Below are 19,688 nucleotides of genomic sequence, written 5' to 3'. Positions count from 1 at the left end.
CGCCATGAACGCCGCGCGCTTTCAGCGCCTCGGCCAGGAAATCGAAGACGCGCCGCACCCGGCGACTGGTCTTGAGCTCTGAATGGGCGGTGAGCCAGATCGGCAGGGCGGGCAGGGCGGTCCCGGTCACGATGCGTTGGACGCGTGGTTCGGCCAAGCCGATCTCCAACTGGTTGAAACCGATCCCGAAACCGGCCACCACCATTTGCCAGCCCACGACCTGGCTATCGCACCGGAAGGCGAAGAAATGCCGGTCGACCTGCAGGCCCGCTTCGGCGAAGCCGCGCAGCATCAGCTCGCTGCGGTCATAGCCGATTACGTCATGATCGAGGAAATCCTCCAGCTTGGTTGGCATGCCACGCCGGGCGATATAATCCGGCGTCGCGAACATGGCGAGCTGTAGGTCGCCAACCTTCTTGGTGAAGACATCGACCTGGGTCGGCCGGTACATACGGATGGCGATATCGGCCTCGCGCTGGAGCAGGTTCTCGCTACGGTCCGAAGCGACCAGTTCGATCTCGATCTCTGGCTCGGCCCGGCGCAGCTCGGTCAGGATGCGCGGCAGGGTATAGGTCGAGACGATCTCGCTGGCGGTCAGGCGGATAACTCCGGCGATGCTGTCGGAGCGGCCGCTGGCGGTCAGGGACAATTGGTGCGCCGCGGCGGCCATTGCGCGGGCATGTTCGACCAGGTCGGCGCCGGTTGGTGTCAGCGCCAGCCCGTGGGGTGCGCGATCGAACAGGCGCACGCCCAGCTCGGTCTCCAGTGCCGCGATATGGCGTCCCATGGTTGGCTGACTGCCGCCGGTGGCGCGGGCTGCGGCCGAGAGCGTGCCGTTCTCGGCGACGGCGAGGAAGGTCTGTAAATGGGTCCAGTCGAAGTCACGGGTCATTTGCTATCCAAATATGACTAAGTGTTTTGCAAATTGATCAATTGATGAACCATAACTGAATGGGCATCGTCGGCTTGTCAACACAGCAAATCGAGGAATGAGACCTGCCATGCCAGGACAAGTGATTATATTGGGAGCCCGGGGCCGCTTCGGCCGCGCCGCTGTCACCGCCTTCCTGGAAGCCGGTTGGCGCGTGCGCGCGCTGGCTCGAAACTGGAGCGGCGCGCCACCGGCCGGCCGGGAAACCCGCATCGAAGGCAATGCCTTCAACACCGCGAGCCTGAGCGCCGCGGTTGCGGGCTGCGATGTCATCATCAATGCCGTCAATCCGCCCTATCCCAAATGGTCGCGCGAGATGCCAACGCTCACCAAGGCCGTGATCGCCGCCGCGAAGCAGAGCGGCGCGACGGTGATGGTTCCGGGCAATGTCTATAATTTCGGAACGGCGATGCCGCCGCGCCTTGATGAGGATACGCCGCACCGGGCCCGTCACCGCAAGGGCAAGCTGCGGATCGCGATGGAGCGCGCCTATGCCGATGCGGCGAAAGCCGGGGTGCGCACGATCATTCTGCGTGGCGGCGATTTCTTTGAAGGTGTCAAATCGGGAAATTGGTTCGAGGACTATATCATCGCCAAAATCGACCAGGGCAAGGTGATGTATCCCGGCCCGCTCGACCGTGTGCACGCTTGGGCTTTCCTGCCCGACATGGCGCGCGCCATGGCGGGCCTCGCCGCCGAACGGTCGCGGCTCGCGCCTTTCACCCAGATCGGCTTTCCCGGTTATGCGCTGACCGGGCGTGAACTGATCGATGGAATGGAACGGATTTGCGGGCGCAGCTTGCGTGTGAACTCCATGCCCTGGCCGCTGATCCGCGTCCTGGGGCTGGTGATGGCCCAAATGCGTGAGGTTGCCGAGATGGCTTATCTCTGGCGGGTGCCGCACGCGATCGATGGGGCACGCTTGGCAGAGATTTTGCCGGAGTTCCAGCCAACCCCGCTGCGGGTCGCATTAGCGACCGCCCTGGGTGTTCGCGATCTCCGAGCTGCCGCGTAGCGCCGCGGTCACGGCGGCCGGTCCAGCCCCTCACCCCTTCTTCCACATCCTGGATGTGCAAGGGGCGAGGGGCCGGAGGTCGCTTTGACGGCTTATTTGCTCACAGGCACCCGATTGATGTGGACCGGATTCGACCCCGGATCACTCTGGCGGGAGCGTCTGCAGCTGCGCTTCGGCCAATACCAGCAGCAAGGCGATCTGAATCGCTTCATGCGAGTCCACATCCTGCCAGCTCTCATTGGGCGCATGGGCATTGCTTGAGATGCCGCCGCGGCTCAGCGTAACGGCGGGGACGCCGCGCGAGATCGCGATATTGGCGTCTGTGGAGGATGCGGCGAATTCCGGCTCCAGCCCCATCGCCCGCATGGCCGCCATGGCGTGCAGCACGAGCGGCGCGTTGAGATCACCTTCACCGGGTGGTCGAGACCCGACGGGCTCGAGATCGACGGTGAGCGCATCGCCCTCGCGGCGGCGGGCATTGGCGGCGTCGAGTGCTGCATCGACCGAGCTCAGGAAAGCCTGGTGCAGCGCATCGAGTTTTTGCGGATTGGCCGAGCGCATATCGACTTCCATCCAGCTTTCGAAGGGAATGGAATTAACCGATGTGCCGCCGCCGACGCGACCGAAGGAGAAGGTCGCCTTGGTGCCGTCCAGGGTGATCGGCGTTGCCGCTTCGGTGAAGCGCAATATCGCTTCGGCCAGCGCTTGGTGCGGCTGGACGCGGCCGAAATGGCCGTAGGAATGGCCGCCGGGACCGCGGAAGGTCACGCGATAGCGGATCGAACCGACAGCGGTGACGACCAGACGCGCTGCCTCGCCGCCGTCAATCGCAATGAAACTCGCATAGGGCGAGGCGTCATTGTCGTAGAGATGCCGCACACCGCGCAGATCGCCCAAGCCCTCTTCGCCAACCGAGGCGATGAAAACCACATCGTCGCGTGTCTCGATCTGCGCCCGGTTCATCGCATCGATCAGGCTGAGCAGGGCGACAAGGCCGCGCGAATTATCGCCAATACCCGGCGCTGTGAAGAGATCGCCGTCGCGGTGCACGGTGACGTCTGTGCCCTCCGGGAAGACGGTGTCGAGATGAGCGACGATGGCGATGCTGCGCGCTTCGCTACCGGCTGTGCCGGGGCGGCGGCCGATCACATTGCCGACTTCGTCAATCCTCACATCCGCCAAACCAAGCGCGCGCATTCTCGCCGCCATCTCGGTGCCGCGTGCCGCTTCGCCGAAGGGTGGGGCCGGGATTTCGGTCAGCTCGACCAGGCGCTCATTATTAAGCGTCCGCATCGCTTCGATCTCCGAAAAGGCCGCCTGCACCCGGGCGTCGGCCAGCAGGGCGGCGACAACGCCGTCATCGGCAGGTGTCGCGGCGACTTGAGTCGGTGCAGCGGCTTCAACCGACGCAGCCGGTGAGGCCATCCAGCCGGTGCTGGCGCAGCCGCCCAGTAGAGCGAGGGCGGTGAGGCTGACGATGATCGATTTGGCGGACATGATAACTCCTGGCACAGCGGATTCGCCGTTGAATATAGCCGGAATGCGGGGGCGGACCAGCGCCGGCCTCAAGCGCCCAGCCAGACCGCGACGCCGAGCAGGACACAGGCGATGGCGATAAAGCCGGCCCAGAGCGGCGCAATGAATTTGGCCCAGTCGAGCCATTCAATCCGGCCAGCGGCGAGATAGGCGAGCAGGGTGCCCGAGGTCGGGGTCAGCATATTGGTGATGCCATTGCCGAACAGGAAGGCGATCACCGTGGTTTGCGGCCCGACATCGGCCAGCTGCGCCAGTGGCGCCAGGATCGGCATTGTCACCGCCGCCTGCCCGGAGGTGGACGGGATCAGGAAGTCGAGCACGAGCTGCGAGCCGAACATCGCGACGGCGGTGATATAGGGGCCGTGCTCGCCGACCGCGCCATTGAGCGTGTGGACGATGGTGTCGAGGATGCGGCCATCCTCCAGCACCACGGTCACCGCCATCGCGACCCCGATCAGTGAACTGGCGAGCAGGACTTTCTTCATGCCGGAGATGAAGGCCTCGGCGGATTCATTCGCGGACAATCCACTGACGACGGCGAGGCCAAGGCTCATCGCGATATAACAGGCCGACAGCTCATGATGCGACCAAGCCCAGCGGGTCGAGCCGGTCAGAATAACGCCGATGCCCGCGACCAGGATCGCCAGCATTGCGCCTTCACGCCAATTGATATCGGGGACGGGATGATCTGTGACGGTGATCGCCTTGCCGTCGGTCATGCCGCGGACGCGATAGAGCAGAAAGCCGATCCCGGCGGTGAGGAAGACGGCATAGAAGGCGAGCCGCAAGCCGGCGCCGGAGAAAATCGGCACGCCCACCAGTGGTTGGGCGATGGTCAACGGGATCGGATTGGTCACCGAGGCGAGATAGCCGATCTTGACCGCTATGGTGACGATGGCGAAGCCGACAATCGTTGGCAGGCCGATGCGTGCCGCCAGCGCCGTCATCACCGGGATGATGATCAGATATTCCGAAGCCAGGCCCAAAAAGGCGCTGCCGGCCGAGAAGATCGTCATCAGCGCCGCGACCAGCACCATCACATTGCCCTTCACGGCGTGCAGCAGCCGGTTGATGCCGTTTTCGACCACGCCGGCCCGGTCGAGTATCCCGAACAGGCCGCCGATGATCAGCACCATGAAGATCAGATTGGCCCCGCGTTGCAGGCCTTCAGGGATCGCCCGTAGCGTCCCGGTCAGGCTGACCGGCGCCGCCATGCCGTCACGCGCTTCGACGGGAATGAAGATGCCGGACAGCGACCAGTCCTTGGCCAGCGGCACATAGCTGTCGGGCACGATCAGGCGTCCGGCCCGTTCATAGCTGCCGGATCCGACCAGCCAGGTCATCAGCGTTGCCAGCAGCAATATCCCCAGCAGGATGATCACCGGATTGGTCGGGCGGGCCCGCTTGACAGCCTCTGTCATCGGTTTGGTCCTGTCGTGATGCGGGCGCGCAGATCTGTGGTGATCGCCTCGCTGACGCGGCTGAGATTACGCTGGAGCTCGCTATAGCCGGCCGACGGCTCGAACCGCGCTTCGTCGAGATAGAGCGCCCGGTTGATTTCGATCTGCAGGCTGTGGCGGCCCTGCGCCGGATCGCCATGGCGACGTACGATATCGCCGCCCTTATAGGGTTGGTTGCGCGCGACCGAATAACCGCAGGCGCGCAATTCGGCCTCGACCAGATCGGTGAATTCGGCTGCGCAACTCGTTCCGTCCAGATCGCCGAGCACGATGTCGGGACGCGGCCGGCCCAGATCGATATTCATCGCATTGGCCTGTGATTTCATCGAGTGACAATCAATGTGCCAGACGGCACCGAACTGCTTGTGCAAGGCATCCAGTTGGTCGGTGAGGGCGCGGTGATAGGGCGTGTAGAGCTGATCGATCCGCTGCCGGATCTCCTGCGGCGCGAGCGGGCTGGCATACATCGGCTGGCCCGGCAGGATCAGATGCCGGATCAGGCCCATGCCGCGCTCGCTATAGCGCGTCGGTGCCAGCTCACCCCAGGCGGTGGGCCATGTCCCCGCGATCAACGCCGGATCGATATCGTCGATGGCGCGGTTGGGATCGATCACGATGCGGGCAAATTCCGCTTCGACCAGGCAGGCGCCGGCCACCACGGCGCCGCGCCACAGATCGGGAATGAAGGCGTCCCAAGCGGTGAGTTGCTGCGCTCGCGTCGCCAGGGTTTCGAAGCCGGGCGGCAGTCGGGTGCCACTATGCGGCGAATCGAGCACCAGCGGGGTGGTCGCGGCATCGTCGGGCAGCGACAGGCGAAAGGCGGCCGGAGTGGCGGGGAGGCTGGCTTGGGACACGCATGGCTCCGGCGAAAACAGGGACGGGTATAATCAATACGCAGACATTGAAGTCTCGCCGCGCGGCGGGCCAGCGTTAATTATGCCTGTCCCTGTTTTCGGCATCCGTTCGACAGGACGCGCGCGATCAGGCTGGCGATGAAGGTTTTGTGGGGATGATCGATCCGGGGCGCCGGCCAGAGCCCGGCCCAGCGATCGAAAAACAACCCCTCTCCCTGCGCGTTCAACCAGCAAGGAGAGGAGGTTTCGATTCGCGTGTGAGTTACAGGCCTGATCCGCTCTTCAGCCAATTGGCGCAGCGCGCGCCCAGCTCCTGGCGCGCCCGCTTCTCGTAGGCGCGGCTGTCGGCTGCGCTCAATTCATCGCGCCAGCGGCCATTGGTGCCTTTATGGATAAAGGTCTCGGCGCCGCCGTCCCAGAAGGCGCCGCCCAGCGGAACGCTCGGGGTCGCATGGGCTTTCATATAGTCGAAGCTGCAATGCAGAAGGATATCCTCCCAGCGGTCCGGATCTATTCTGATGTCGAGAAATTTCGCGATCTTGCGAATTTCGCCGGGCATGTCGGCTTTGAGCGCCTCGAAATGGGTGAATTTGACATTGGGCAAGTTGCGGATCGCCCACCAGCTCCGCGTGCTTTGCCAGAACGGCCAGAAGGGATAGCCGTCGCGGGCGAGCCAGTCGCGGAAATACTCGGTCACGGATTCCGGTGGCGGACCGATCGGTGGACCGACCCGGCCGGGAGTTTCATTGAGCGCCTGATACCAGAGCTCATTGGCGTTCTTGTGGTGGTTATACATGCTCCACATCACATCACGTGCGTCCCGGCCGATATAGATATACTTGGCCTTTTTGGAGAAAACGAGCGCGTCGACCGGCAAGTGGGTCTTGATGAAGCGGCGATGCGTCTGCGCCTCGACCTCCGGAAGCTTGACCTGTTTGGGCGGCACGCGCAGATCGAGCCAGGGCGACATTTCCGCGACGGGCAGTCCGGCCTCGCCATTGAAAATCAACTGGCTGACGATCTGTTGCAGCCAGGTCGTACCGGACTTGGCGTAGGTTGCGATAATGATGTCGTCTTTGCGGAACTTGAAATCATTCCAGATTGTCGAATCGATATGATGGTTCTGCAGCTCTCGGGTCTTTTGGGGCGCTCGGCCAAACATGAAATTCACGGCAGGTTCTCCCTCTGTGACCGGCCTGCGGGCCGGGTGTGTGAACGGGTTACCATCTCAGGTCTGGGCGGGGCGGGAAATCCGGTTTATTGAAGAGGAGCTCTGCAATCTTGCAGAGCCGATGTTGCCGGGCGGACCACATGTTCAACTGGAATGACATTCGGCTTTTTCTCGCCGTCGCCCAGGCCGGTTCCACGCTCGGCGCGGCGCGGGCGCTGGGCCTGAACCAGACCACGGTCAGCCGTCGGATGCAGACGCTCGAGCATGATCTGCAACTGACGCTGTTTGAGCGCCGTACGCGCGGCTATCGCCTGACTGAGGATGGCAGGGCCCTGCTGCGTCGGGCTGAGGCGATGTCGACTGACGCCGAGGCGCTGGGGTTGCACGCCCAGGAACTGGGCCGCCGGGTGTCGGGAACGCTGAGGATCAGCGCCCCTGAAGTGGTCTTCGCACGTCTGGTCGCGCCGATCCTGGCCGAATTTCATACCACCCGACCGGAAGTCCAGATCGAATACGATTCCTCCGAGGCGCTGTTGGATCTGGTCGATGGCGAGGCCGATATCGCGTTCCGGGCCTGTGAGCGCGTGCTCGATGAACGTCTGGTCGGGCAAAAACTGTGCGATATTGACTGGGCGGTCTATTGTAGTCGGGCCTATGCGGCCGAGCATGGCATGCCGGCTGGCCCGCAGGATATCCGCCACCATGATGTCGTCGCCTATGGCTCGACGGTCGCGCACCGGCCCGGCAATATCTGGTTCATGAGCCTCGTCGACGGTGCGCGCATTACCGGACATTCCAACACGGTGATGAATATGACCAGTGTCCTCAAGGCCGGGATCGGCGTCGGCATCCTGCCGTGCATGCAAGGCGATATCGAACCGGATTTGATCCGCTGCTTCGCACCGATCGACCAGATCCGCTCGAGCCTCTGGTTGCTGACCGTACCGCAAAAACGCCATCTGCCGCGCGTGGCCGCATTTATTGATACCGTCGTCGGCAGCGCCGCCGTGAGACGGATCGTCGCCGGCGTGACAGGCAAGCCGGTCTGACGCGCCTTCGCGGATCGCGACCAATGGGCCCGTGACCGACGGCCCGCTTGCAGTCATGATGGCGCTGTCTTGATATCGCTTTCCAAGGAATTCCGCCCATGCCGCAGTCCGTCAATGCCGCCATCGTCCAGTGCGGTTCCATTCTGTTCGACACCGCTGCGACGCTGGACCGCATGCAGGAGCAGGTCGCGGACGCGGCTTTGGGTGGGGCGCAGCTGATCGTGTTTCCTGAGGCCTATATTGGCGGTTATCCCAAGGGGCATGATTTCGGTGCCCGGGTCGGCTCGCGCTCGGGCGAGGGGCGTGACTGGTTCCGGCGCTATTTCGAGGCGGCGATCGATGTACCCGGCGCCGAATCCACCCGCATGGGCGAGATGGCCAGGACGGCGGACGCTTGGCTGGTTGTCGGGGTGATCGAGCGCGCTGGCGGCACGCTGTATTGCTCTGTTCTGACATTTGCCCCCGATGGTTCGCTCGCCAATCGCCGCCGCAAGCTGATGCCGACGGCGATGGAGCGGCTGATCTGGGGCTTCGGCGATGGCTCGACGCTCGCCGCGACGCCGACGCCGTTCGGGCCGATGACATCGCTGGTTTGTTGGGAGAATTTCATGCCGCTGGCGCGCGCCGCCTGCTATGCGCAAAGCCCGGTGATCCATTGCGCGCCGACCGTCGATGATCGCGAAAGCTGGCTCGCCCTGATGCGGACCACGGCGATGGAGGGGCGTTGTTTTGTGCTTTCGGCCAATCAATACTTCACGCGCAAACAAGCTCCAGCTGATTTCCACCCCATCCAGGGCGAGGGGCCGCAAACCGTGTTGATCAATGGCGGTAGCTGTATCGTCTCGCCGCTCGGCGAGGTGATCGCCGGGCCGGTGTTCGGCTGCGAGATCATTCTGACCGCCACGCTAGATCTCGGTGAGATCGCCCGCGGCACGTTCGATTTCGACGCCAGCGGCCATTATGCCCGCCCGGACGTGTTTGAGCTCAGGGTGAATACGGCGGCGCAGGCATCGGTGCGTTTCGACGACTAGTTCTCACCCCGGCTCATAGCCCACAAGACCGCCATGAACACGCCCTTCACGCGCGGCAGCACGGCGAGCACAATCGCGACGGCCCCAACCAGCATCAGCGGCAAGGCGATCCAGATCGGCGCGCCGCTCATTGAGACCATGAAGGCGATCGGTACCAAAAACGGGCCAAGCCCGAGAATGGTCCAAGCGGCTGGCCCGTCATCGGCGCGGATCTCACCGAGCGGCTCGCCGCAGGCCGCACACACCGTGACCGGCTTGAGATAGCGGCGGTAGAGCTCGCCCTTGCCACAGGCGGGGCATTTGAGATTGAAGGCGCGCCATAGCGGCAGAAGCTTATTCATCGCGGGCGTCGATCCAGACCCGCGCCGCCGTCATCGCTTGGGCGAGGGTCGGTTCATAGCTGACCAGCGGTGTCGTGATCTCAAGCGCGATCAGCCTTTGCTGCACGACGTTCGAGGCGCCCGATATGATCACCGGCAGGCTGCGTTTCTGGGCCTGATGCGCCAGCCCCAGGATCATGTTTGCAGCGGTCGAATCGACAAACGGCACGGCGGCAAAATCAATGATCAGAACCCGGTGCGTATCGGCGATCCGTTCCAGTACGGAGCCGATCGAGGCGGCGGCGCCGAAGAAGAAAGCACCGCTGATGCGGTAAACCAGAATATCGCTGTCCTGCTCGGTTGGCCCTGCCTTGACGTCTGCCGGCGCGGTGATGCGGTCGGGTTTGTCCTCGTCGACGAATGGCGTCCAGCTTTCGATGGCCGTGGTCAGCGACATGCGGTGGATGAAGACGACCGAACCGATCGCGAAACCCACGACGATGGCCTCGGTCAGATCGCGGAAAATCGTCAGGCCGAAAGTCGCCAGCAGGATCAGCGCATCGGCGCGCGAGGCCCGCAACAGGATCATGAACGCGTGCTTCTCGACCATATTCCACGCCACCAGCGCCAGCACTCCAGCCAGACAGGCCAGCGGGATGAAGCTCGCCAGCGGGGCAGCGATCAGAATGAAGAGGAGTAGAAATCCGGAATGCATGATACCGGCGATCGGCCCGTGGGCGCCGGCGCGGACATTGGTCGCGGTGCGGGCAATCGTGCCGGTGACGCAAATCCCGCCAAACAGGGCCGCGCCGATATTGGCGACGCCCTGGGCGACGAGTTCACTATTCGAGCGGTGATGCCGCCCGGTCATGCCATCGGCGACGACCGCCGAAAGCAGGGATTCGATCGAGCCCAGTAGGGCAAAGGCAATCGCGCTTGGCAGCAGCGCCAGCAGGCGCGCGCCCGAAATCTCGGGCAGGCTGGGCCAGGGCAGGCCGGAGGGGATGCCGCCAAAGCGCGAACCGATGGTTTCCAGCGGCAGGGTGAAGGCGGCGGTTGCCGCGGCGGCGAGGGAGACCGCGATCAGCATGCCCGGCCAGTGGGGTCGCCAATGTCGGACGCCGATAATCACCAACACTGTCGCCGCGGAAACGCTGATCGTCAGCGGGTCCGTCGTCGGCAGGGCGTTCCACAGCACGGGGAGTTTTTCCAGCAAGGGGCCGGGTTCATGCACGGCCAAATCGAGCCCGAGCAACTCCTTGATCTGACTGGCAAAGATGATGACGGCGATACCGGCGGTAAAGCCCACCGTCACCGGGTAGGGGATGAATTTGATATAGGTGCCCAGCTTGAGAAAGCCGATCGCCATCAGGATCGCCCCGGCCATCATCGTCGCCAGGATCATCCCGTCCATGCCATAGGTCTGTACGGTCGTCGCCATCAGCACGATGAAGGCGCCGGCCGGGCCGCCGATCTGGAAGCGGCTACCGCCCAGCAGGGAGACGAAGAAGCCGCCAATAATCGCGGTGATAATACCCTGGGCCGGGCTCGCGCCGGCGGCAATCGCAATCGCCATCGAGAGCGGCAGGGCGACAATCGCCACCGTCAGGCCGGCAATGGCATCGCTGCGCAAATGCGCCAGCGTATAGCCTTCGCGCAACACGGTGATCAGCTTGGGCATGAACAACTCGCCCAGCGCTGGTGGCGGTGGCGGGGTCTTTGCCTTGGTCTTCGGGTTCGTCTGCGTCATGTCCACCTGCCTTGAGAGAGGGGCGGGATCGTCGGCATTAGTCGGCGGTCGCCGTCGCGAAATTCACATTAGTCTGTTGTTGAAGCGTCGTCGGTCGGCGCTGGAGGCGGCGATTTGAGCCGCACGCCGCGCCCTGTGCCCTGGCTGGGCGCCTGCTCGCCAATCAGCTCAATGCCCAGCGCATCGAGCGCCTCGATCACGCGCACCAGGGAGCCGACCACGCCGCGCACATTGCCGGCGCTGGCCTCCATCCGCTGGATGGTTGGCACCGAGACACCAGCGCGTGCAGCCAGTGTCTTCTGGTCGATTCCGAGCAGGGCGCGCGCAGCGCGCATTTGGGCAGCTGTGATCATGACAGATAAGTCTCACTTCGATTCGCATCATACATATTAGTTATCATGTTTCAAATATCATTATTGCATGGCTGGTGCCCAATTAGGCTAGAGGCTTCAAGTGGCCTTGCTCAATCGCCCGATCACGGCCAAGCTCTGCAATCATTCAGGCTTTACAGACATCAGGGGGAAAAATGTCCAAGCTTTTGCGATCCACCAATCGTGTGCCATCGAGTGGGATTTTGCTGGCGGCCATCGTGCTGGCCTCGTGTGGGGCCGACACAGGCGCCGCCACTGCTGCGCCAGTGGCGCCTGATGCCTCGGCCATCGAAGCCGCTGAACCGGCGACTCCGGCAAGCGCCGAGCCAGCCGTTGTGCAGGAGCCTGAAACGCCCTTGAAAGCAGCCGCCGAGCCCGCCGCCGCTCCCGCCTTTATCGGCCGCTGGGGCATTGATCTGGCCCAATGCTCCATCGCGCAGGAATCCGAAGGCGCGCCGATGATCCTGCGTGCCGACGGCTACGACCAGCACGAAGCCCATTGCGATTTCGACAGCGTCAACCAGACCGGCCCCGGGCAATGGCATGTCACTGGCCAGTGCGATGTTGAAGGCGACGCGCAGCCGATCGACGACAATTTCGCTATCGTCGACGGCAATCTCGAGCAGTGGTCAGGTGATCGCAAAGCGGGCGTGTGGACGCTGGTAAGGTGCCCGGGATAGGGCTGGGCGACTTGATTGAAGCAGTCGGAGCTGGTGAAGATGGCGGGTGCAACGCAAAAAGGGGACAGGTATAATTAACGCGCCTGCACCACGGCGCCCGATGGGCAAACCGCCGCGACGGCGCGTTAATTATACCTGTCCCCTTTTTCAGGCCTACCTCGCCGCCACTACGTTAGGCACTTCGGTAAACGGCCGTATCCCGAATTCCGGATAGATCTCCGTCGGGTAATAGAAGACGCCGTTGGCGGCGACCATTGAGATGGTCTTGATTGCGCGCAGGTCCTGGGTCGGATCGCCGGGGACGAGGAAGAAATCGGCGAGCATGCCGGGGGCGATGGTGCCGAGCTCGTCATCGACGCCGAGATATTCAGCCATGCCATGACTGGCCCAGCCGAGGATTTCCGGCGCCGTCATGCCGGTGCGCTGATAGAGTTCCAGCTCGCGGTGATAGGCGAAGGAACCGCCCAGATCGGTGCCGGGAACGATGAAGATGCCGCGATCATGCATCATGCCGACGGTGGTGAGGATCTGGTCGAAAGCGCCGCGATAATCGGCGTCGTCCTGCGGCGTGGCGATATCGGCCCAGGCGCTGCGGGCCTGGCGCTGATCATCGACCGGCATGTGATCAATAAAATCAACCATGCCCGGCGAGAGCTCGCCATTGCGTGACAGGAGCAGGGCTTCGTGAATGGCCAGGGTCGGATCGATCGCAACGCCGCGCGTCGCCATCGCATTGATCGTGTTCTGGACCGGCTCGCTGGTGAGGTCGAGCGCCGGCAGGCGGCGCAGCGCGGTCAGGCGCAGCAGGGAGCGGGTATCTTCACCCGGCTCCAGCACCCAGCCGAGCATGACCTGGTTGATATGGGTCATCTCGTCATAGCCCGCCGCGATCATCGCGTCGGCATTGGTGAAGGCGGGGACATGGCCGGCCACGCGCAGGCCCTGGGAATGGGCGGCTTCGATCATCGCCGGCACCCAGTCCGGATTCATCGAGTTATAAATCTTGATCTGGATGAAATCGCCGCTTTGCGCATAGGTGTTGACCGCCGCGACGGCCTCTTCCTCGCTGCTGACGAGAATGCCGTTATTCGAGCTGAACGGGCTTTGTCCTTCGATGAAGCCGCTGCGGAAAACGCGTGGGCCGGCCAGATCGCCCGCTTCGATACGGTGGATCAGGGCGTCGAGAACGTCGTTATTATTGCCCATATCGCGCACGCTGGTAATGCCGGCCGCGACGTTGAGGATGGCGCTGTTTTCGCCGAGATGGGCATGCATTTCGAACATGCCGGGCAGGAGGCTGCCGCCAGCGCCGTCGATCTCGACTTCGCCGCTGCGAGTGGCGATGTCCAGACCGTCAATGGCGGAGATATGGTCACCCTCGATGACGACCGAAACCGGCTCGCCCAACGTCAGGCTTTGCGGATCGAACACGCGCACATTGCGGATGCGAACAGGCGCTTCATAATTATGGGCGACGCGCGACTGGATGTCCTCCAGCCGGCTGGCGCCATAATGCGCGGCGAGTCCGCGCAGGCGCTCATCCTCGGCCTCATAGCCCGCCTCGAGGATGGCAAAACCTGGCGAGACGAGGGCGAAAAAGGCTTCGCCATCCATGATGATATAGGTCGGGTCCGTACTGGTGCCTGAGAGGGCATAGACGGTGACATCGCGCGGTGTTGTGCCATCGGTGACGGTCAGATCATCGACCTGGTTGAGATGAAGTTCGCCGCCGGGCAGGGCGGGCAGACCGGCGTCGCCGGCGGCCATCAGGGCCCGCGCTGCGATGGCGAGCCAATAGGGGCTGCCATCCTGGGGCACGTAGAAGGCCGTATCTTCCAGCACGGCCTGATCGCTTCCGGTCGCATCGGTCCAGCTGGCCTGGTTGTCTTCGAATTCGAAGCGCTCATGGATCGGATTGCCGAAGGTCGAGGCGCCATCGATCACCCAATCAGTCGGCATGCCGTCAGCATCGAGGGTGACGCTTTCGCTGATCGTCGGGCCGCGGCCATTATTGCGGTACTCGAATTCGACGCCATAGCCGGTGTCTGAGGGGGTGACGTCCAGCGCGCCGATCTCGGTGCCACCGACCAGGACGGTGAAGTGCGTGGCTTCGAGGGCGGCGGCGGTGTCTGTCTCAGGTGCCGGGCCGGGATTGTTACAGGCGACTAGGCTGGTGGCCAGCGCCAGCGCCAAGCCGAATTTGAACGATGCATGCATGAGACTTCCCCCGAAAACGTGCCGATTGCCGCCCAGAGGTAACACCGATTTGCGCCCCTGTCAGTTGCTCAGGAACGGGCCTTGTCCCCGCCATGTCGCGCCGTGTTATCTTGCTGATCGCCCGCGGTTCTGCGCAGCACTGATAATAGTAGTAGTAGCAGGTCGAATTTCCCCAATTTACCAATATTTCCCATCCCCGCCCGATTGAGCTTTGCCCGCCGCGCGCGCACTGTGCCGCCCATGGAATCATTTCTGCTTCAGGCGGCTATTTATCTCGGGGCCGGCGTGATCGCCGTGCCGATTGCCCACCGGCTCGGGCTCGGCTCGGTGCTGGGCTATTTGCTGGCCGGGATCGCGATTGCCCCGCTGCTCGAACTGGTCGGATCGGATACCGAGGACGTACAGCATTTCGCCGAATTCGGCGTCGTGATCATGATGTTCATGGTCGGGCTGGAATTGCAGCCACGCCTGCTCTGGGACATGCGGGTCCGGTTGATCGGGCTGGGTGGCTTGCAGGTTTTGGTGACCGCTCTGGCGCTCGGTGGCGGTCTGGCGCTGGGGATTGATTGGCAAGTCGCCATCGCGCTGGGCATGATCCTGTCGCTGTCCTCGACCGCCATCGTGCTCCAGACGCTCGGCGAAAAGGGTTGGCTGCGCAGCGAGGGCGGACAGTCGGCGTTCTCGGTCCTGCTGTTCCAGGACGTCGCTGTGATCCCGATGCTCGCTCTGATGCCGCTGCTGGCGATGAGCGTCGGGACAGGCGAAATGCCAGGCGCCGGCACGGGCGAAATGCCAGGCGCCGCCGCTTTACTGACGACCGAAAACGTCGAAGCGGTGATCGGCCCGCAGAGCCTGATTGCGCGCCTGCCGTCCTGGGGACAGGCTCTGCTCACGCTCGCTGCTGTCTCGCTGGTGATTTTGGTTGGGCGCTATCTGACCCGGCCCGTGTTTCGCGTCATCGGCCGCACCGGCCTGCATGAAATCTTCTTCGCCGCCGCCCTGTTACTGGTCATCGCGACGGCCCTGTTGATGGGCTGGGTCGGACTGTCGGCCGCGCTCGGTACTTTCCTGGCCGGCGTCGTGTTGGCAGACAGCGAGTATCGCCATGAACTGGTCAGTGTGCTCGAACCCTTCAAGGGAATGCTGCTCGGTGTCTTCTTTATTACGGTTGGGGCGGGGATGCAGTTTGGGCTTCTGGCCCAGTCGCCGGTCCTGATCGCCAGCCTGTTACTGGCCCTGATCCTGGTGAAGGGGCTCATCCTGTGGGGCTTGGCCGTCGTGTTCCGGATTCACGGACATGCCCGCTGGCTGTTCACCTTCTCCCTGGCCCAGAGCGGCGAGTTCGGTTTCGTCCTCTTGACCTACGCCGTCGGCGTGCGGGTTTTGCCTGACCATACGGCCAACATCACCGGCCTGGTGGTGGCGTTGAGCATGATGGCGACACCGCTGATCATGATCGTGTTCGAACGCTGGGTCTCGCCCCATGTCTCGCGCAGCCGCGAGCCGCAGCGCGAGGCCGATCAGATCGAGGAGGCAGCCCCGGTCATCATTGCCGGGATGGGGCGGTTCGGCCAGATCATCCATCGATTACTGGTGATGAACGGTCAAAAACCGGTCGTGCTCGACAATTCGCCCTCACATATCGAAGGGCTGCGCAAATTCGGGATCCGAGTCTATTACGGCGATGCGCTGCGACCGGGCTTGCTGGAGGCGGCCGGTATCGCCAAGGCAAAACTCCTGATTGTCGCGACCGACAATAATGAACGCGCGGTCGAGCTGGTTCAGCACGTCAAGCAGCGCTATCCGGATGTGCGCGTGATCGCGAGGGCTGCCAGCCGTGAGCACGTCTATCAACTTTACGCGGCCGGTGCCGACAGTGCGATTCGGGAATTATTCGGGTCTTCGCTGGAAGCGGGACGACAGGCGCTCGAATTCCTTGGGCATTCGTCAAGTCGGGCTGCAGGCAAGGTCAAGGCCTTCGCCTCTCATGACGAGGAAAGTCTGCGCCAATTATTCGAACTGTGGGACGCCGATACCGATGTATTCGACAATGCCGCCTATATGGAGAAGGCGCGCTCCAGGGCCGTCTCCCTCGCTGAGTTGATGGCCGAGGATGCCGAAGAGCAGCTCGAGTCCTGACGTCAAGAGAATTCGCCGAACAGGCTTCCTGTCATCGCCGAATATGGTTAACGTCCTCGCGGGTTCGGGGAGGGGCCAAGCGTGCTTCGAACACTATTTTCGCTGATATTGCTATGTGTTGCCGCGGCGGGACCGATGAATTTGGCGCCGGCCCTTGCAATGGACGGGGCGGAGGCTCCGGTCCGTCCAGGCGTATCGATGACGGCAGGGACAGGTTGGAGCGAGGCGATGATCGGGCAGGTCGCGGCGGCCTTGTTCGATTCTCCCAGCCACGGCCTACCGTCGCTGGATCGCTCCGCGCAAGATCTGCTCGACCCGACGATCCCCCACGAGACGCGCGCCGTGCTGGCGTCACAAGCTTTCATGCGCTTTGGCGGCTGGCTTCGATACGGGTTGATCGACTCAGAAACGCACGACCCGAGACTCCTTGATCCAGCGGAAGCTGCTGCGCTGCACCGCACTCTTGATCGCGCGCTGGTTGAGGGCCGCCTCGGGGAGGCGCTGGACGCGTTGGCTCCCGATTTGCGCGATTACCAGATTTTGCGCGCTGAAATGCTGCGCTTGATGGCTCTGCAGCCGATCTGGCCGCAAATCGAAGACGGTCCGACCCTCGTCGCCGCCGACCGTGGGCCCCGGGTGGATCAATTGCGCGCCCGACTCGCCGCAGTCGGCCTCTATCGCGAAGACTGGAGTGCGGGCGACCCTTTCGATCTTCGCCTCGAAACGGCAGTGCGGCGCTATCAGGGACGGGCCAATCTTTCGCCCTCCGGCCAGTTGGACCGGCCGACCCTGCAGCAGCTCAATGTGACGCCTCAAGCCCGGATGGCGCAGTTGCGGGTTAATTTGGAGCAGCGCCGCTGGCAGTCGCGGACGCCGGGACGTCGTAACATTCGGGTAAACTTGGCTGATTTCTCGCTTGAGGCTTGGGAAGACGGTCGTTTGGCACGGCAATTTGAGGTTATGGTCGGCCGGCAAGTCAGCTCGACCCCTGAGTTTTCCGAGGACATGCAGTATATCGTTCTCAACCCGTGGTGGGGTATACCCGGTGGGCTGGCGCAGACCCGCTTCCAGTCATTCCGGCGCAATCCCGGTCTTGCGGCGCAGCTCGGTTTTCGGATTTATGACGCCAACGGCTCCCAGATCTCGGTCTATGATATCGATTGGAGCCGCTGGGGCCGTAACTGGCCTTACCGGATGTCGCAACCGCCGGGTTCGACAAATCCGATGGGCGAAGTGAAGTTTATTTTTCCCAATAGCTATAATGTCTACATTCACGACACGACCGAGCGCGACCGCTTTTCCGAAACCCGCCGCGACTTCTCTGCGGCCTGCATCCGGGTCCGCGATCCGCTGTTGCTGGCGCAATGGGTGCTGAGCGGGCAGGCGGATTGGGATGGCGACAGGATCGAGCAGGTCGCCGCCGGCAGCACGCCGACTGTTGTCTGGCTTGATGAGCGGATGCCGGTTCACATCAATTACTGGACCGTTGTTGGCGATGCCGATGGCGAGGTCCGCTATCTCAACGATCTCTATCACCGCGACGATGGCCTGATTGATCGGTACCAACAGGCCTATGCCGCCGCCGCCGAGACCGGCTGGTCGCGAATTTCTCGCCGCGCTACGGTTTCATCTGCGGGCAATTGAGGTGTGATTCCAGCCCGGCTGCCGGAGGCGCGCCTTTTTTACGCCGCACTGCAGCATCTGTACCTGGCGGCATATCTGACCATCAAAAATGAGTGCTCGCTGGCCGCTTCGTCATGATCCCGGAGGCCTTGCCCGCCATGTCGACCCCTATTGCCCAGCAAGGTCTGCCCTGCTTTCGCCGTAAAGGTGTAGCGTCTCTGCAACGGCATCAGGAATATGCACCGAATACGTGTTTTTCTGGAGTTCACGGTAGCGAAGGCAGACAGTTTGTTGTATTGAATTACATGGGAAATACTCGAAGTGGGTATTTCCGAACTTTTCCGGAATGATTCCGGAAATGCATTTTCACACCAAGGAGGCGCGAGCCTCCGGAGGGGGTATAATGAAAAATCGGCTTTTTACGGCGGTCGCCGTCGGAGCCTTCCTGGCAGCGGCTCCTAGCGCGTTTGCTGACGAAGGCTGGTACGGTCGTGGTGCTGTCGGTTACGGCGGACCAGGCGACACTGATGTATCCGGCTCGCTGAATGGCGAAATCAATGGCAAGGGCAATTGGCGCGAAGCCGTTGCTCTGGGCTATGAATGGGCCGACGGCTTCCGTTTCGAAGGTGAGCTTGCTCAGCGCTACAACAATACTGGCGCTGTCGGCAGCTTTGAAAATAGCCTCAGCGATTTTCAGATCTGGTCGGTCATGGCGAACGCCATTTTCGATTTCAATCCTGAAGGCAACTATCACCCATATATCGGTGCTGGCGTTGGTCTTGCTCGTGTAGACGGCTCGCTTGCGGGTTGGTCTGCAGGCACGATGCCTCCAAATCCGACTCCGGCTGACTATGTGGTTGCTACTGGCAATGACACTCCGTTTGCTTGGCAAGTCATGGCCGGCATCGGTTGGGAACTGTCCGAGCGCCTGACTCTGGATACCGAGTACCGGTATTTCTCGGCTGGTGGCTCTGACTTCAACCCAGGTGTGAGCGTTGACGCGCTTGCTGGACATGAAGCTTGGATCGGTCTGCGTTATTCCTTCGCGGCTCCGCCTCCTCCGCCTCCTCCACCGCCACCACCGCCACCGCCACCGCCACCGCCGCCACCACCACCACCACCAGCGGTCGTGTGTAATGACGTGCAGTTCCCAGTCTACTTTGAGTGGGATCGTGCGGACCTGACGGATCAAGCGCGTGCGGTTATCGCACAAGCTTCGAACCAGCGCGGTTCTTGCGGCGTGACACGTGTTTCCGTCTCCGGCTTTACCGACCGTTCCGGTTCAGCATCCTACAATGTGGGTCTGTCCGAGCGTCGGGCCCGCGTGGTTCGTGACGAACTGGTTCGCCTCGGCGTCCCAGCCAGCACGATCTCGCTGGAAGCCTTCGGCGAAACCCGCAATGCGGTTCAGACGCCAGACGGTGCGCGCGAGCCGCTCAACCGTCGTGCAGAAGTGATCATCGTCCTCAACTAATCTTGGGTGTGATGACTGAAATCGGGCGGTCCGGCTTATTGCCGGGCCGCCCTTTTTTTTGGAATAA

General features: G+C 62.7%; 16 protein-coding genes. 8 read left to right on the top strand and 8 right to left on the bottom strand.

Annotated elements, in window-relative coordinates:
- Positions 1 to 82: 82 nt before the first annotated feature.
- Positions 83 to 403 carry a hypothetical protein gene (locus tag AAC029_RS09130; protein WP_339746625.1) on the top strand — a complete coding sequence of 107 codons (321 nt, stop codon included), beginning with the start codon at positions 83 to 85 and terminating at the stop codon, positions 401 to 403.
- A gap of 598 nt (positions 404 to 1,001) precedes the next feature.
- Entirely contained in the window at positions 1,002 to 1,946 is a 945-nt protein-coding gene (locus tag AAC029_RS09125; RefSeq protein ID WP_339746622.1) for an NAD(P)H-binding protein, read from the top strand.
- Positions 1,947 to 2,087: 141 nt separating this feature from the next.
- Here AAC029_RS09125 and AAC029_RS09120 read toward each other — a convergent pair whose 3' ends face one another.
- The 4 genes from AAC029_RS09120 to AAC029_RS09105 form a co-directional block, all read right to left on the bottom strand.
- On the bottom strand, positions 2,088 to 3,443 hold the full coding sequence (locus tag AAC029_RS09120) for a M20/M25/M40 family metallo-hydrolase (protein WP_339746620.1): 1,356 nt from the start codon (positions 3,441 to 3,443) through the stop codon (positions 2,088 to 2,090).
- 68 nt (positions 3,444 to 3,511) lie between these two features.
- On the bottom strand, positions 3,512 to 4,903 hold the full coding sequence (locus AAC029_RS09115) for a hypothetical protein (protein ID WP_339746618.1): 1,392 nt from the start codon (positions 4,901 to 4,903) through the stop codon (positions 3,512 to 3,514).
- Complete coding sequence (locus tag AAC029_RS09110) at positions 4,900 to 5,796, bottom strand: N-formylglutamate amidohydrolase (protein WP_339746616.1); 897 nt, start codon at positions 5,794 to 5,796, stop codon at positions 4,900 to 4,902. The genes AAC029_RS09115 and AAC029_RS09110 overlap by 4 nt, the downstream gene beginning before the upstream one ends.
- 262 nt (positions 5,797 to 6,058) lie before the next feature.
- Complete coding sequence (locus AAC029_RS09105) at positions 6,059 to 6,958, bottom strand: sulfotransferase domain-containing protein (RefSeq protein ID WP_339746941.1); 900 nt, start codon at positions 6,956 to 6,958, stop codon at positions 6,059 to 6,061.
- A 149-nt stretch (positions 6,959 to 7,107) separates the two neighbouring features.
- On the opposite strand from AAC029_RS09105, the gene AAC029_RS09100 reads away from it, so the two are divergent.
- Entirely contained in the window at positions 7,108 to 8,016 is a 909-nt protein-coding gene (locus AAC029_RS09100; RefSeq protein WP_339746613.1) for a LysR family transcriptional regulator, read from the top strand.
- A 98-nt stretch (positions 8,017 to 8,114) separates the two neighbouring features.
- The gene (locus tag AAC029_RS09095) at positions 8,115 to 9,047 is read left to right on the top strand and encodes a carbon-nitrogen hydrolase family protein (RefSeq protein WP_339746610.1); all 933 of its coding nucleotides are present in this window, start codon (positions 8,115 to 8,117) and stop codon (positions 9,045 to 9,047) included.
- Here the strand turns inward: AAC029_RS09095 and AAC029_RS09090 are convergent.
- From AAC029_RS09090 to AAC029_RS09080, 3 genes are all read right to left on the bottom strand, one after another.
- Positions 9,044 to 9,388, bottom strand: a complete 345-nt coding sequence (locus AAC029_RS09090; RefSeq protein ID WP_339746608.1) for a DUF983 domain-containing protein — start codon at positions 9,386 to 9,388, stop codon at positions 9,044 to 9,046. The genes AAC029_RS09095 and AAC029_RS09090 overlap by 4 nt on opposite strands.
- The gene (locus tag AAC029_RS09085) at positions 9,381 to 11,117 is read right to left on the bottom strand and encodes a SulP family inorganic anion transporter (RefSeq protein ID WP_339746605.1); all 1,737 of its coding nucleotides are present in this window, start codon (positions 11,115 to 11,117) and stop codon (positions 9,381 to 9,383) included. The genes AAC029_RS09090 and AAC029_RS09085 overlap by 8 nt, the downstream gene beginning before the upstream one ends.
- Before the next feature lie 68 nt (positions 11,118 to 11,185).
- Positions 11,186 to 11,470 carry a helix-turn-helix transcriptional regulator gene (locus AAC029_RS09080; protein ID WP_339746602.1) on the bottom strand — a complete coding sequence of 95 codons (285 nt, stop codon included), beginning with the start codon at positions 11,468 to 11,470 and terminating at the stop codon, positions 11,186 to 11,188.
- 173 nt (positions 11,471 to 11,643) lie between these two features.
- On the opposite strand from AAC029_RS09080, the gene AAC029_RS09075 reads away from it, so the two are divergent.
- On the top strand, positions 11,644 to 12,168 hold the full coding sequence (locus AAC029_RS09075) for a hypothetical protein (RefSeq protein WP_339746600.1): 525 nt from the start codon (positions 11,644 to 11,646) through the stop codon (positions 12,166 to 12,168).
- Positions 12,169 to 12,321: 153 nt separating this feature from the next.
- Here the strand turns inward: AAC029_RS09075 and AAC029_RS09070 are convergent, their stop codons facing one another.
- Complete coding sequence (locus AAC029_RS09070) at positions 12,322 to 14,385, bottom strand: amidohydrolase family protein (protein ID WP_339746598.1); 2,064 nt, start codon at positions 14,383 to 14,385, stop codon at positions 12,322 to 12,324.
- Positions 14,386 to 14,625: 240 nt separating this feature from the next.
- Between AAC029_RS09070 and AAC029_RS09065 the strand changes: the two genes are divergently transcribed.
- The 3 genes from AAC029_RS09065 (at position 14,626) to AAC029_RS09055 (ending at position 19,621) form a co-directional block, all read left to right on the top strand.
- Positions 14,626 to 16,524, top strand: coding sequence for a cation:proton antiporter (locus AAC029_RS09065; protein WP_339746596.1), 1,899 nt, complete (start codon positions 14,626 to 14,628; stop codon positions 16,522 to 16,524).
- Between the two features lie 198 nt (positions 16,525 to 16,722).
- Positions 16,723 to 18,168: a L,D-transpeptidase family protein gene (locus AAC029_RS09060; protein ID WP_339746594.1), complete on the top strand. Its 1,446-nt coding sequence runs from the start codon at positions 16,723 to 16,725 to the stop codon at positions 18,166 to 18,168.
- 382 nt (positions 18,169 to 18,550) lie between these two features.
- Entirely contained in the window at positions 18,551 to 19,621 is a 1,071-nt protein-coding gene (locus AAC029_RS09055; RefSeq protein WP_339746592.1) for an OmpA family protein, read from the top strand.
- The last annotated feature ends 67 nt before the right edge of the window (positions 19,622 to 19,688 follow it).

The organism is uncultured Maricaulis sp., from assembly GCF_963975345.1.
In the GTDB taxonomy this organism is placed as follows: Bacteria; Pseudomonadota; Alphaproteobacteria; order Caulobacterales; family Maricaulaceae; genus Maricaulis.
This window is presented reverse-complemented; position numbering and strand designations above follow the sequence as displayed.